Here is a 12680-nt window from a genome sequence, read left to right on the forward strand (position 1 = left end):
GTCATGGGCGGGGCGGGCGGCGGGGTCGGCGGCGCTCATCGCGCTGCCTCGTCCTCGTGCTCGGTGATCCGCAGGAACGCCTCCTCGAGGCCCGGCGCGGAGACGAGCACGTCGTGGACCTCGCGGGCGAGCGGTCCGGTGAACAGCGCCGCGAGCGCTGCATCGGAGTCCGTGCACACGGCCCTCACCCGTCGGTCGTCGGTCTCGTCGGCCTCGGCGCTGTCCACGCCGGGCAGCGCCGCGACCCGCTCCGCGGCGACCCCGCGCAGCGTGATCACCCGCCCGGCGACGACGGCGGCGATCTCGGCGCCGGTCCCGTCGGCGACGACGCGGCCGCGGTCCATGACGACCACTCGGCCCGCCTCCCGCTCGGCCTCCTCGAGGTGGTGGGTGGCGAATACGACGGTGCGGCCGCTCGCGGCGACCCGGCGCATCTGCTGCCAGAAGGCGCGGCGAGCACCGATGTCCATGCCGACGGTCGGCTCGTCCAGCAGCAGCACCTGCGGGTCGCCGAGCAGCGCGATCGCGAAGCGGACCCGCTGGGACTGGCCGCCGGAGAGGGCGCTGATCCGCCGCGGCATGAGCTCGGCGATGTCGGCGCCGTCGACGACCTCGGCCATCGGCATCGGATGCGCCTGCAGGGAGTGGAGCATCCGCAGCATGGTGCGGACCCTCTGGTCGGGCAGCAGCGCCCCGGCCTGCAGCATCGTGCCGATCAGGCCGGTGCGGGTCGCGGTGGTGGGATCGGTGCCGAGCACGCGGACGCTGCCCTGCTCCGGGGTCGCGAGCCCCAGCATCATCTCCATGGCGGTGGACTTCCCGGCGCCGTTCGGGCCGAGCAGCGCGACGATCTCGCCGGGCCGGATCTCGAGGTCGAGTCCGTCGAGGGCGCGGACCTCGCCGTAGCTGCGGGTGACGCCGCGGAGGCTGAGTGCATCTGTGAGGGTGGTGGTGGTCATGGCTCCACCCTTCCCTCGCGCACCCCCGGCCCCCAGCCCCCGCGATCACGTCCGCTCCATGACAGTCGTCATGGTCGCGGCGGGCTACGCTGGATCGGTGCTGATCAGACAGGTGCTCGCCCTCGACGCCGCCGTCCCCGCGGACCTGCGGATCGACGACGGGGTGATCGTCGAGCTCGGTGCGTCGCTGCCGCGCCGCGCCGGCGAGAAGGTCCTCGACGCGGGCGGTGCGCTCGCGATCCCGGGGCTCTGGGACCAGCACGTGCACACCGGGCAGCTCGCCCAGGCCCATGCCCGTCTCGACACCACCGGCGCCGGCAGCGTCGGCGTGATCCTGGAGCGGGTGCGCGCCGAGCTCGCCGCGCGGCGCGAGACCGCGGCGCCCGGCGCGGCGCTGATCGGCTTCGGGCATCGCCTGGTCGACTTCGCGATCCCGCCGACGGTGCCGGCGCTCGACGAGGCGACCGGCTCGGTGCCGACGGTGCTGATCGGCGGCGACGCCCATCACGCCTGGCTGAACTCCGCCGCGCTGCGCGCCCTGGGCCTGCCGCCGCGGGACGGGATCGTCGCCGAGGAGGAATGGTTCGCGCTCGCCCCGCGCCTGACCGAGCTGCCGGGGGTCGCCGAGTCCGTCGCGACCGGTGCGGCGATGCTGCAGCGCCACGCCCTGCAGCGCGGGGTCGTGGGCCTGGTGGACATGGAGTGGGGCCGGCCGTGGGAGTCCTGGCCGCACCGCAGCCCGCGGATGCGGATCCGCACCGCCGTCTACCCCGAGGAGCTCGCCGCGGCGCCGGGCCCGACGGGCACGGCACTGGACGAGTCGGGCCTGGTGACGATGGGCCCGCTGAAGGTGATCGTCGACGGGGCGCTCGGCTCCCACTCGGCCTACACCCGCGAGGCCTACACCGACGGGCACGGCTACGCCGGTCACGGCGTGCTCAGCGTCGGTCCGGACGCACTGCGCGACGCCCTCGCCGAAGCCCGTCGGCGCGGCCTGACCGCCGCCGTCCACGCGATCGGGGACGCCGCCGCGCAGGTGGCCCTCGCCGCGATCGCCGAGGTGGGGATCGCGGCGAGGATCGAGCACGCCCAGATGCTCACCGACGACGACATCGACGCCATGGCCGCGCTCGGCGTGGCCGCCTCCGTGCAGCCCGCGCACCTGCTGGACGACCGGGACGCGACCGAGGCGATCTGGCCCGGCCACGGCACGCAGGCCTTCCGCCTCCGCGACCTGCGAGAGGCCGGCGTGGAGCTCGCCCTCGGCTCCGACGCGCCGGTCGCTCCGCTGGACCCGTGGCTGGCGATGGCCGCGGCCGTGCACCGCAGCGCCGACGAGCGCCCCGCCTGGCATCCCTCCCAGCAGCTCCAGCCGCGCGAGGCCCTGGCCGCCTCGACCGACGGGGTCGGGACCCTCGCCGTCGGCGGCCGCGCGGACATCGTCCTCCTCGAGGAGGCGGACGAGCTCTTCGCCGACGTCCCCGTCGGCGCGGACGGCCTCATGGACGAGGCCGCGGCCCGCGAGGCGGCGGCGCGACTGCGCGCCGTCGACCCGCTCGCGACCGTGGTCGCCGGGCGCCTCGAGTCGCAGCGGTAGCCGGAGGCGGCGCTCAGCCCTTCATGCCTCAGCCCTTCATACCCGAGTGCGCGAGCCCCTCGACCACCCGGCGCTGCAGCACGATGAACAGGATCATCAGCGGCAGCATCGCCATGAACGCCGCGGCCATCATCACCGGGTAGTCGGTGGTGAACTGGCCCTGCAGCGTGGACAGGCCGACGGCGAGGGTGGTGCGGTCGTCGTAGGTCGCCACGATCAGCGGCCACATCAGATCGTTCCAGGAGGCGAGCGCCGTGAGGATCGCGACCGCGCTCAGCGCCGGGCCGGACAGCGGGAACATGATCCGCCAGAAGGTCTGCCAGGGGCTCGCGCCATCGAGCCGCGCCGCCTCCTCGAGGGAGCTCGCCGGCGGGCCGAGGGCGGCGTCGATCTCGGGCTCCGACGAGCACCCGGCGAGGGCCGACGCCCCTACCGCCCCGGCCAGTCCGAGGAAGGTTCGTCTGGACGTCACGTGAACTCCTTTGTCCGTCCGATCACACGAACGGCCACGTTAACCCATTCACGGTCCGTGCCGTGCGACGTGCAGCGCCTGCGCGATGAGCACGCCCTGCAGCGGGAGCCGGCCGACGGCGATCGCACGCTTCCGCGGTCGGGCACGGCGCCAGTCGTACGCCATCTGCACGTTCGCAGGGAACACCGCGATGAACAGCGCCGCCGCCGCAGCGCCTCCCAGGCGCCTGGTCCGGGGCACGGCCAGCAGCCCCGCCACGGCGAGCTCGGCGACGCCCGAGGCGTAGGTGTATCCGCGTGCGGGTCCCGGCAGCGCGGGCGGGACGATGGTGTCGAAGGGCTCGGGTCGGAGCATGTGCAGCGTCCCCGCACCGGTGAGCAGGGCGCCGAGGAATCCGGCAGTGCGGCGGCCGCGGCTCATGCGCCCGCTCCCACGGCCGGCAGCAAGCAGAACTCGTTCCCGGAAGGGTCGCGGAACACTCGCCAGGGCAGCTCGCCCCAGTTCGGGAAGAACTCCTCGCCGCCCCGTGCGGCGATCCCGGCCGCGACGGCGTCCGGATCGTCCTCCGGCTCGAGCCGCACGTCGAGGTGGATCGGGTTCTTGGACCCGGGCTGCTTCGGTGCCGGCTCCGGGCACAGCTCGAGCAGGGGTCCTCGTCCCGAGGGGTGGCGCAGGGTGCGCGGCGCGACGCCCGGCGCGGGCGTCCAGCCGCTCAGCCAGGCCCAGAACTCCGCATCGCGGGCAGGGTCGGCGGAGTCCAGCGGCAGGGCGGCGATCGGCCCTGTACCCACGTAGGCCTCACGCTCCTCCATCACGCAGAACGCCCCGCCCTCGAGGTCGGCGAGCACGATCCAGGGCACCTCGCCCTGCCCGATGTCGAGGTCGCTCGCGCCGAGCTCCCGCAGCCGCTGCGCGATCTCCTCCTGATCGGCGCCGCCGCGGAGGTCGAGATGCAATCGCTGCGGGGCGTCGTTGCGTGCCGGGACGTGGGCGAAGCACAGGTCGAGGTAGGCGTCGCCGTCGATGCTCAGCCTGGTCTCGAAGATGTCGGGCGCATCGGTGAGGGTGGTGGTGCCGAGGGCCGTCTCCCAGAAGCGGCCCAGGCGCTGCGGGTCCAGGGCGTCGATGCCGAGGTTCTCGAGGAACATCCCGCCACCCTATGGCCGCCCCGGCTCAAGCGGGAAGGACGGTCAGGTCGCGTCGCCCCTCACTCGCCCTCCTCGCCGAGGACGTCGGCCCGTGCGTCCCGGATCCAGTACCCGTGCGGCACGTCGGGATCGTCGAGGATGACCAGCACGTCGTCCCCATCCGCGCGCACGTGGACATCAGGGAAGCGCCCCTCCTGCCCCGGCAGCATCGTCGCCTGCCAGCTCTCGCCCCCGTCGAGGCTCGCCCACAGGCAGGCCCCGATCCCCACCTCGCCATCATCCCCCTCGGTGCCGGCGGGCACGTCGATCCACCCTCCCGCGAGCAGCGCCCCCTCCCCCAGGTCCAGCGCCGGGCCGCGCCTGCCGCGGTCGTCGGCGCGGTAGGTCTCCGTGAGGGTGCCGTCCGCAGTCAGGCTCCAGCGCCCCGTACGTCCCGCCACGGAGCCATGGACCCCGTCCTCGCCGACCCCTGCGATCGAGTCGCCGCGCACGGCGCCGTCGAGCGGCACGGTCCGCCAGATCTCCCCGTCCTGCACGAAGGTCACCGGGCTCCACTCGTCCAGGGCATCGATCACGGACCCCAGGCCGATCAGGACACCATCGATGGAGGTCATCACATCGACATGGGCGCCGAGCGCGGCCTTCTCCGGCTCCGGATGGTCCGGCACGGGAGGCGGCACGGTCTCCCAGGCGATCCCGTCGGTCGAGCTGTACAGCCTCGGGGTCAGCACCGAGGGACCCCCGTCTTCAGGGAAGATCCACTCAGCGACCGGCAGGTAGTGCACGCCGTCGACCGTGCTCGCCTCGCCCACCGCCACGTCGTTCTCGGACCGAGGGAGTCCCGTCACGCTCTGCCACGTGCTGTGATCGGTGCTCGCCTCGACGGCGAACCCGGGTTCAGCCAGGGGATCGCCCACCGGTACGACCCCCGTGCACAGCGTCAGATCCCCGTCGAGCCGATGGATGTGCACGGACCGGGGCTTGGCGGTCCCGAGCAGGGACTCGTTCCGTCGTACGAGCTGGTCGCCCTCGCCAGCTCCGAAGGCCGTGCCGTAGGTCGGAGACCGCCAGTTGATCTGCTCAGCGCCTCGGTCGATGGTGGAGGTGGTCCAGGTGATCCGTCCGGCGAGCCCCGTGCCGGTCGCCGCCGAAGCGACCGAGAGTCCCCGCGCCGGATCGACCCGCAGCCCTGCCTCCTCACTGCTTCCCGCCTCCTGGACGTACACCCGGCCGTTCTCCCGGAAGATCGTCCCGGTCGCATCCCCGACCGCCTCGAGGACATAGGCCGGGACGTACTCCTTCGGCTCTCCAGCCGACCAGGTGCCGTCGGCGTCGCGGCGGAGCATCCGCATGTCATCACCCCACCAGGTCGGGACGCTGATCTCCGATCCGTCCGGCGAGCGCACCGGGCGACCTGCCGAGAGGTCGGTGAAGTCGATGGGGGTGTCGGGGTCGAGTTCGCCACGGCCGTCGTGCTGATGGAAGTTCTCCAGCCCCCACCGCGGCAAGGGAACCTCTTCGGCATGCAGCCCCTCCGCACCGGCACCCGTCCACGCCGCCGCACGAGAGGTGCGGGTGTGCTCGTCCCAGTCGACCGCCGTGCGCCACGACCCGACGAGCACGAACGCGCCGTCCTGCGCGAAGATCGCATGCACCGACTTCTGGTCCGCGTCGCCGGGCAGCGACCTCGGGTCGCTCCACGTCGCACCGCCGTCGGACGAGGAGACGACGACGGCCGCTTCCTCCGAGGTCCCCTTCCGATCGATGGCCACGAGGACCGCATCGTCTGCACGACCGACCGCCTGCACGGACCATTTCTCACCGTCGGCCACCGGGACCGGGTTGAGGGCAGTCGCCACCCCACCGTCCGAGACGTCCCAGACCTGCAGCTCGCCGTCCCGCTGCGAGGTCGCGACGAGTCCGTCCCCCGCTGCGACGAGGGCGGCGCTGATCCCCCCGTCCACGTCCACGCTCGCCCATTCCACCAGGTCCGTCGATGTGTGCATGACCGTGCGCCGCGCGCCATCCACGACGCGGCTCGCAAAGACCCGCACCGTCTCCCCGTGCCCGTCGACGACGAGGCCGGTGGTGAGCGGATCGATCGGAACGGCGAGGCCCTCCGGCTCCTCGAACGTGACCGCCCACAGATCGGCCTCGAGCGCTCTCTCCCGATGCACGAGCATCGCCATGGGTCGTTCCGAGCCGGGAGAGATCCCCCAGTCATTGCGGTACACAGGCATTTCGGGCTGCAGCTCCGCGGCGGTGGTCATCGGTGTCAGCGTCACCGTGGCACGGGGCGGGCTCCACGGCAGCGACACCCCGTCGCACCCCGCCAGCCCGAGCGTGCCGAGCAGCGCTCCGGACAGCAGCAGCGAACGACGGGACGGACGGAGCACGGGGCACGCAGCAGTCATGCGCACACCCGACCACATCGCCGACGCACCCCCTCGAGTTATCCACACTCCGCAGGTCACAGCCCGGTCGTCGTCGGCCGAAAAATCCCTGGCATCGGCCCCGCACCCCGCATAGGCTCACCCCGTCGCCGCCCGTCCCGGGCCGGCCCTGAGGGAAGGAGGACCAGATGAGCGTCACCGTGCTGACCCCTGCCGTCCTCCCCTCCCCCGCGCACCGCTGAGAGCGGGCGCCCTCCCTCAGGAGCCCCTGACATGACCACGTCCTTCGACCCGGACGACTTCTTCGCACGCTCGATGTACTCCCTCTCCCTCGCCGAGCTCGATACGGACCAGCGCTGGTCCACCTGGCCCGAGACCGCCCACACCCTCGACCGTGGCCCGCAGCCCTTCCCCGACTGGGTGGTGCAGCACGACGGAGCGATCGACACCGAGCTCGGCATCCTCAAGACCGGCAAGGAGGCCGACGCCTTCCTGATCGATCGGGCCCTGCCCGAGGAGCAGCTCACCGGCGCCCCCGGCGAGGCGGCGCTGCTGGTCGCCAAGCGCTATCGCGACCCCGACCAGGTCACCTTCCACCGCTCGAGCGCCTACGCCGAAGGTCGCCGCGCCCCGTCTCCAGGAGACCTACCCCGATCCCGCGACCGCCGAGCGCTGGGCCCGCCTGATGCGGGAGGCGGTGATCGACCTTGCCGCCCTCGGGCTCGTCCACGGAGACCTCTCGCCCTACAACGTGCTCGCCGACTCGCGCCTGGCGGAGCCGGATCCGGTGATCATCGACGTCCCGCAGACCATCGACCTGATCGCGAACCCGCACGGCACCGAGTTCCTGCGCCGCGACTGCCGCACCATGTGCACCTGGCTGGCCGTGCAGGGCGCCCCGCCGTCGGCCGCCGATCCCGAGGAGTGGGTCGCCGCGGCCTGGCGCGGGTGGCGCTGACAGCTCACCCCCGTCGGCCGAAGGGCCACCACCGCCGGCGCCGGGCCGGCGGCGCGGCATCCGGCGGGGAGGGGGCCGACGGCACGGCGGGACCCGCTGCCCGCACCTCCTGCCAGCGCGCGACCGCGCCGTCCCCGTCCCAGGCGGGGGCCAGCATGCGCTGGAAGGGGTTCGCGCGCCGGTCCTCGTGGACGCGCTCGGTGAAGTCCGCGGCGTACTCTCGCACGGCCTTCTCGTCAGGCAGCGCGGCGAGGGTCTCGTCGCGGCGCTCGTACTCCTTGCGCAGCAGCACCACGACGGGCAGCAGCGCCTCGGAGTCGATGTCTCCGCTGGCGATGCGCTGGTTCACCCACCAGTCGGGGTCATGGGTGTCCGGCAGGTCCAGGGGCTTCCCGGCGCCGGGCAGGTCGTCGAAGTCGCCGCGCCGCGCGGCCGCCTCGATCGCCGACTCGATGCGGGCCACGTCCGGGTCCATCATCGGCCCGAGGCTCCTCGGGTCGACGGGCGGCTCCGACGGCGTGCTCACGCGCCCTCGGCGAGCTCCGCGAGGCGGTCGATCGAGGCCATGAGCTTCTCCGGCGTCATCTGCCGCGCCTTCGCGAGACGCGCCTCCTGCGAGGCGGGCAGGTCGGAGAAGTCGTAGACGTGGGTGACCAGGGTGCGTCCGTCCTCGAGCGGCTCGAGGACCCAGCCCCACTGGTGGCCCGCCGGCCGCTCCCCGTGGGGCGCGGGGCGCCAGGCGATCTCGCGACCCTCGACGAAGGCGACGACGTGGTTGTCGCGCACTCCGCCGTTGCGGTTGGTCATGACGAACACGTCGCCGACGGCGCGGACCCGCTGGCCGGCCTCGGCGCCTGCGAGGTTGTCGTTGCCGTCCCAGCGCGGCTGCTCGGCCGGGTCGGCGATGAGGTCGAAGAGGGCGGCGGCGGGGGCGGCGATCTCGCGGGAGGCCGTCACGACGGCGTGGGCGTTCATGGCTCCATCGTGCCATCACGCGGGGCGGTGTCGTCGAAGACGTCGATCGACCCGGCATAGTTCGCGACCCACACCCGGCCGTAGGTGGGCTCGTAGGTGATGCCGATCGGGTTCTGGCCCACCTCGACGGTCTGGATCTCCTCGAGCGTCTCGGCATCGAACTTCGTCACCGTGTTCGCGTAGTAGTTCACGACGTACAGGGCGAGCCCGTCGGGCGAGATCGCCATGGTGCGCGGCTCCCGGCCGGTGACGACCTCGCGCAGCACCTCGCCGGTGGCGGTGTCGAGCTCGAGCAGCCGATCGTCCCCGGACTCGGTGAGGTACATGCGGGACGCGTCCGGGGAGAGCACCAGGTGGCGGGGCTTGCGGCCGGTCTCGAGCACGAGCTCGCTCTCGCCGGTCTCGAGGTCCACGCGATACAGCTCGTCGGCGTACATCGCGGTGACATAGGCGGTGCGGTTGTCGGGCAGCACCACGGAGCCGCGCGGCGCGGAGTCGACGGGGATCTGCCGGATCTCCTCGCCCTTGTCGAGGTCGACGACGGAGACGCTCGAGTCGCACCAGTTCGAGACCAGCGCGACGGAGCCGTCGGACGAGAGGGAGATGAACTTCGGGACCCGCCCCACCTCGATGACCTGGTCCCATTCCTTCGTCTCGAGGTCGAGGCGGTAGACGGCGCTGTTCCCGATCGCGTCGCCGGCGGCGCAGTCGTCGGTCGCGGTCTCCCCCGCCCCGGGTCCCTTGAGCGAGTACTGGGAGACGTAGGCGAACCTCCCGTCGGGCGAGAACACCGCCTCGACCGGCGCGCCCGTCGTCTCCCCGGCCCTGTCCGGGAACCCGAACTCGGCGAGGTCCACGGTGTCGGGGACGGTCGCGGCGAGCTCGAGGCTGCTCGCGTCGTACAGCGTCGAGGTGTGGTTGTACATCATGTTGTTCGCGATGACGTCCCCGGCCGGGCTCGCGACCACGGACTTCGGGGAGATGTCCCCGGTGATCCGGTCGCGGTGCACGAGCCGGGTCGTGTTCGAGGGGTCGCCGATCGGATCGTGCACGGCCGCCTCGGCGGGAGAGGCGGCGTCATCGGGACGCAGCATCGAGGTGCCGAGCCCCGTGACGGCACCGCCGGCGAGCACGAGCGAGAGGATCGCCATCGCCACGGTGAACTGGTGCGAGCTGCGGCCGCGGCTCGGCGGCTTCCTGCGATGCTTCGCCTCCATGGCTCCCCCTGACCGCTCTGCCCGATTCCTCAGGCATGAACCTACGGGGCGGAGCAGGGTGATGGGGTCAGGCGCGCTCGGCAGGCGTGTCGCTCAGCCCGTCCGCCTGCCCTGCATCACGACCTCGTGGAAGAGCAGCTCATACCCGAGCTTCTCGTTGACCTGGATCATCCACGGGTTCACGTGCGAGTTCCAGGTGACCAGCGAGCGCAGCTGCGGGGCGCGCTCGGCGAGCTGGCGGTGGGTGGCGACCTTGAGCCCGAGGCCCAGCCGGTGCCCGCGATGCTCGGGCATGACCAGGGTGTTCTCCTGATAGCCGAGGGTGCTGCCGGGCGCCTCGTGCACGTGCACCTCGGAGTTGCCGACGAACTCGCCGTCCGGCGCGACAGCCACCGCGACGATCCGGATCGTGCCCGCCCCGCGCATCCGCCGCTCGCTCACGCGGATCCGCTCGGGGGTGTACTCGGCGGGCTCATGCTCGACCTCCTCGTCGGGCTCGTCGATCTCGAGCTGGGTGAGCAGGCGGCCGTAGGCGCTCAGGTGCTCCTCGGGGATCTCCCCGACCCACTGCTCGATCCGGTACTCGCCGCGCTTCTGGGCCGACTCGGCCTCGAGCGCGTCGAGCCGGGCGGGGTCCAGCGGGAGCGGCAGCGCCCGGCACACGGCGAGGTTCTTGCGGGTCACGCCGAGCCGGGCGGCGATCCGGTGCACGGGATGGGCGGGATCCTCAGGGTCGACGCCCGTCTCGATCTCGCCGTACGCCTCGACGAGCGTGCGGCCGGACTGCTCGATCGCGGGCAGCAGCGCCTCCTCGACCAGCGCGGTCGCGATGCCCTGACCCCGGTGCGCGGGATGCACGGCGACGCCGACGGAGATCGACTCGAGGTTCTCCTTCTGCGGTGTGAAGGTCATCGCGCGGCCGACGAGCATCTCCCCGCCCTCGAGCGTCTCGGCGAGGGCGATCCAGCGCCGCACCGTCCAGTACAGGGTGTCCTCGAGGCCGGCGCGCAGCTGCGCGAGGCTCTCCTCCTGATGACCGCCGTAGACATGGTCGTCGAGCGCCTGCTCGAGGGCGCGGTACTGCTCGAGCTCCAGGTCGGAGGAGGCGTCCAGGGGACGGATCGTCAGCTGCATGCGCGCAGTCCACCACGGCGCGGGACCATCGGTCGACGGAATATCCTCGAGCCTGCTTGGCCCTTCCCTCGGGGCAGGGCCCAGCGTGGTCCGCGCCGGGACGGACCCGGTGCCCGAGACCGGGCGAGGCACGACGGAGGAACGCATGGACGAGAGCCTGCTGAGCATCGGGGAGCTGGCCGCGCGCGGGGCGCCGGGACGTGCTGGGAATCGTGCTCATGGTGTCCGTCACCGAGCGTTCGTCCGGGCCCGGTGCGAGCGCCGCACCCCGCGATCGGGTTCGATGTCCGAGCCCACCCCCTCGCGCTCCTCGTGGCGCAGCGCCTCGTCGAGATAGGGCAGCGAGTACTCGACGAAGCCGCGCCCGGCAGGACGGATCAGGTCGTCCTCGATGAGGCGTTCGCGGTAGGTGGACTGGTTGCGCGGGTCGATGCCCATGCGTCGGGCGATGTCTCCGACGGCCGACGGGCCCTCGACCTCGAGCATCGCCAGCAGGTACTCGCGCTTGCGGGCGCTGAGGCCGCGCAGCGCCGGGCCGTGGACGTTCTTGATCATCGCCGCGACGACGGTGTCCCGCGCCCCGCGGACGTCCTCGACCTCGATCACGTCGGCGTCGCCGCTGTTCTGCCAGGCCTTGGAGCCGATGAGCTGGATCAGGTAGGGGTAGCCGCGGGAGATCTCTCCGGCGAGCACCGCGGCCTCCGGGGTGATCGACTTCGCGGTGTCGGCGACGGTCATCCGGATCGCCTCGGCGGCGGTGCCGACGTCGACGCTGCCCACCTCGAGGCGGTGCGCGCGGCGCAGGAAGGTGGTGCGCTCATGGTCCAGTAGCGCATCGACCCCGGTGCGCACCCCGGCGGCGAGGAAGGCGACGGCATGCCCGGAGCCGATGAGGTCCTGCACGTGCTGGGTCAGGGCGTGGAGCTGGTCGCGGTCGGCGGACTGCAGCTCGTCGAGGGTGATCAGCAGCCCGCCGCCCTCGGCCTCGGCAAGCGCGGCGAGGCGGTCGAGCACGACGGTGAGCGGCTCCCCCTCCCCCTCGTAGCGGTGGACGATGTCGCGCTGGGCGGAGACGTTCATGACGCGCGCGGAGGTGAGGCGGGAGGTCTCCGCCTCGGGATCGATCTCGCGCAGCCGGGAGATGGCCTGGCCGCGCAGCTCCTCGAGCAGCGAGGTCGAGGAGGTGTGCATCCTGAGGTCGATCCAGCCCGCCTCCAGGGCGAGCTCGCGGAACTCGGTGAGCAGCACGGTCTTGCCGGCGCCGCGCTGGCCGGAGATGAGGATCGCCCGCGCCTCGGGCACGGTGCCGGCGAGCGCCGCGGCGAACTCGTCGATCGCGATGTCGCGGCCCGCGAGGATGATCGGCGTCAGGCCGAAGCCCGGGGTGAAGGGATTCGTCATGGAGCCATCGTGCCGTGTGTGTCGGTGTATGTACAGGGCGGCGCGGGGACGAGGCAGTGCGGACCCGCTCGGCAGCGCCCGGCTCGACGAGGCGGCCGACGGGAGCCGACAACTGTACGACGACTGACCGACGGACCGCTCCCCGCATTCACAGGGATGGCCATTCCGCAATAGTCACTCCATCTATTCCCGAATAGCATTCAAGGCAACGCCCTGCGATCCATTTCCACCGCACCCCCGCCAGGCCACCACCAGCCCGCCCGTGCGCCAGCCCATCAGCCCCACCCACCGATCCACGCGCACCCGAGCACCCGCACCACCAGCAGACACGCCCTACCACACAGGCCCGACAGTCGAGCCCGCCCATCCACACACCCACCCCTGCCACCCCGACCTCCCCTCCACACAACTAGGTTATCCACAGAT

The 12680-nt window shown here is 72.5% G+C and carries 12 protein-coding genes; 2 read left to right on the forward strand and 10 right to left on the reverse strand.

What is annotated here, in order from left to right; all coding sequences use genetic code 11:
• Positions 1-35 precede the first annotated feature (35 nt).
• On the reverse strand, positions 36-959 hold the full coding sequence (locus tag Y09_RS04595) for an ABC transporter ATP-binding protein (protein ID WP_053916465.1): 924 nt from the start codon (positions 957-959) through the stop codon (positions 36-38).
• 97 nt (positions 960-1056) lie between these two features.
• On the opposite strand from Y09_RS04595, the gene Y09_RS04600 reads away from it, so the two are divergent.
• Positions 1057-2556, forward strand: a complete 1500-nt coding sequence (locus Y09_RS04600; protein ID WP_053916517.1) for an amidohydrolase — start codon at positions 1057-1059, stop codon at positions 2554-2556.
• A gap of 28 nt (positions 2557-2584) precedes the next feature.
• On the opposite strand, the gene Y09_RS04605 is transcribed toward Y09_RS04600, so the two are convergent.
• Genes Y09_RS04605 through Y09_RS04620 form a run of 4 tightly spaced genes read right to left on the reverse strand, consistent with a single transcriptional unit; the run spans position 2585 to position 6446 of the window.
• Positions 2585-3028 (reverse strand): carbohydrate ABC transporter permease, encoded by a 444-nt coding sequence (locus tag Y09_RS04605; RefSeq protein WP_082358634.1) that lies wholly within the window; start codon positions 3026-3028, stop codon positions 2585-2587.
• Between the two features lie 48 nt (positions 3029-3076).
• A complete protein-coding gene (locus Y09_RS04610; RefSeq protein WP_053916466.1) occupies positions 3077-3448 on the reverse strand; it encodes a MauE/DoxX family redox-associated membrane protein in 372 nt (123 codons plus the stop codon).
• On the reverse strand, positions 3445-4176 hold the full coding sequence (locus Y09_RS04615; protein ID WP_053916467.1) for a VOC family protein: 732 nt from the start codon (positions 4174-4176) through the stop codon (positions 3445-3447). The genes Y09_RS04610 and Y09_RS04615 overlap by 4 nt, the downstream gene beginning before the upstream one ends.
• Before the next feature lie 59 nt (positions 4177-4235).
• On the reverse strand, positions 4236-6446 hold the full coding sequence (locus tag Y09_RS04620) for a hypothetical protein (RefSeq protein ID WP_148639521.1): 2211 nt from the start codon (positions 6444-6446) through the stop codon (positions 4236-4238).
• Positions 6447-7137: 691 nt separating this feature from the next.
• Here Y09_RS04620 and Y09_RS17775 point away from each other — a divergent pair.
• Positions 7138-7527, forward strand: coding sequence for an RIO1 family regulatory kinase/ATPase (locus Y09_RS17775; RefSeq protein WP_234695633.1), 390 nt, complete (start codon positions 7138-7140; stop codon positions 7525-7527).
• 4 nt (positions 7528-7531) lie between these two features.
• On the opposite strand, the gene Y09_RS04630 is transcribed toward Y09_RS17775, so the two are convergent.
• The 5 genes from Y09_RS04630 to Y09_RS04650 all read right to left on the reverse strand — a co-directional run bounded on the left by Y09_RS04630 (position 7532) and on the right by Y09_RS04650 (position 12254).
• Positions 7532-8005: a DUF1992 domain-containing protein gene (locus tag Y09_RS04630; RefSeq protein WP_053916469.1), complete on the reverse strand. Its 474-nt coding sequence runs from the start codon at positions 8003-8005 to the stop codon at positions 7532-7534.
• A gap of 44 nt (positions 8006-8049) precedes the next feature.
• Positions 8050-8502 carry an SRPBCC family protein gene (locus tag Y09_RS04635; RefSeq protein WP_053916470.1) on the reverse strand — a complete coding sequence of 151 codons (453 nt, stop codon included), beginning with the start codon at positions 8500-8502 and terminating at the stop codon, positions 8050-8052.
• On the reverse strand, positions 8499-9719 hold the full coding sequence (locus Y09_RS04640; RefSeq protein WP_053916471.1) for a YncE family protein: 1221 nt from the start codon (positions 9717-9719) through the stop codon (positions 8499-8501). Before Y09_RS04640 ends, Y09_RS04635 begins: the two co-directional genes overlap by 4 nt.
• A gap of 93 nt (positions 9720-9812) precedes the next feature.
• Positions 9813-10853 carry a GNAT family N-acetyltransferase gene (locus Y09_RS04645; protein WP_053916472.1) on the reverse strand — a complete coding sequence of 347 codons (1041 nt, stop codon included), beginning with the start codon at positions 10851-10853 and terminating at the stop codon, positions 9813-9815.
• Between the two features lie 228 nt (positions 10854-11081).
• Entirely contained in the window at positions 11082-12254 is a 1173-nt protein-coding gene (locus tag Y09_RS04650) for an ATP-binding protein (RefSeq protein WP_053916473.1), read from the reverse strand.
• Between the last annotated feature and the right edge of the window lie 426 nt (positions 12255-12680).

The organism is Brachybacterium sp. SW0106-09 (assembly GCF_001293905.1).
In the GTDB taxonomy this organism is placed as follows: Bacteria; Actinomycetota; Actinomycetes; order Actinomycetales; family Dermabacteraceae; genus Brachybacterium; species Brachybacterium conglomeratum.

Coding starts and splice junctions, on each gene's coding strand:
- Y09_RS04650 (WP_053916473.1), bottom strand. CDS start 12,254: ATGACGAATCCCTTCACCCCGGGCTTCGGCCTGACGCCGATCATCCTC.
- Y09_RS04620 (WP_148639521.1), bottom strand. CDS start 6,446: ATGACCACCGCCGCGGAGCTGCAGCCCGAAATGCCTGTGTACCGCAAT.
- Y09_RS04615 (WP_053916467.1), bottom strand. CDS start 4,176: ATGTTCCTCGAGAACCTCGGCATCGACGCCCTGGACCCGCAGCGCCTG.
- Y09_RS04630 (WP_053916469.1), bottom strand. CDS start 8,005: ATGATGGACCCGGACGTGGCCCGCATCGAGTCGGCGATCGAGGCGGCC.
- Y09_RS04595 (WP_053916465.1), bottom strand. CDS start 959: ATGACCACCACCACCCTCACAGATGCACTCAGCCTCCGCGGCGTCACC.
- Y09_RS04635 (WP_053916470.1), bottom strand. CDS start 8,502: ATGAACGCCCACGCCGTCGTGACGGCCTCCCGCGAGATCGCCGCCCCC.
- Y09_RS04645 (WP_053916472.1), bottom strand. CDS start 10,853: ATGCAGCTGACGATCCGTCCCCTGGACGCCTCCTCCGACCTGGAGCTC.
- Y09_RS04610 (WP_053916466.1), bottom strand. CDS start 3,448: ATGAGCCGCGGCCGCCGCACTGCCGGATTCCTCGGCGCCCTGCTCACC.
- Y09_RS04640 (WP_053916471.1), bottom strand. CDS start 9,719: ATGGAGGCGAAGCATCGCAGGAAGCCGCCGAGCCGCGGCCGCAGCTCG.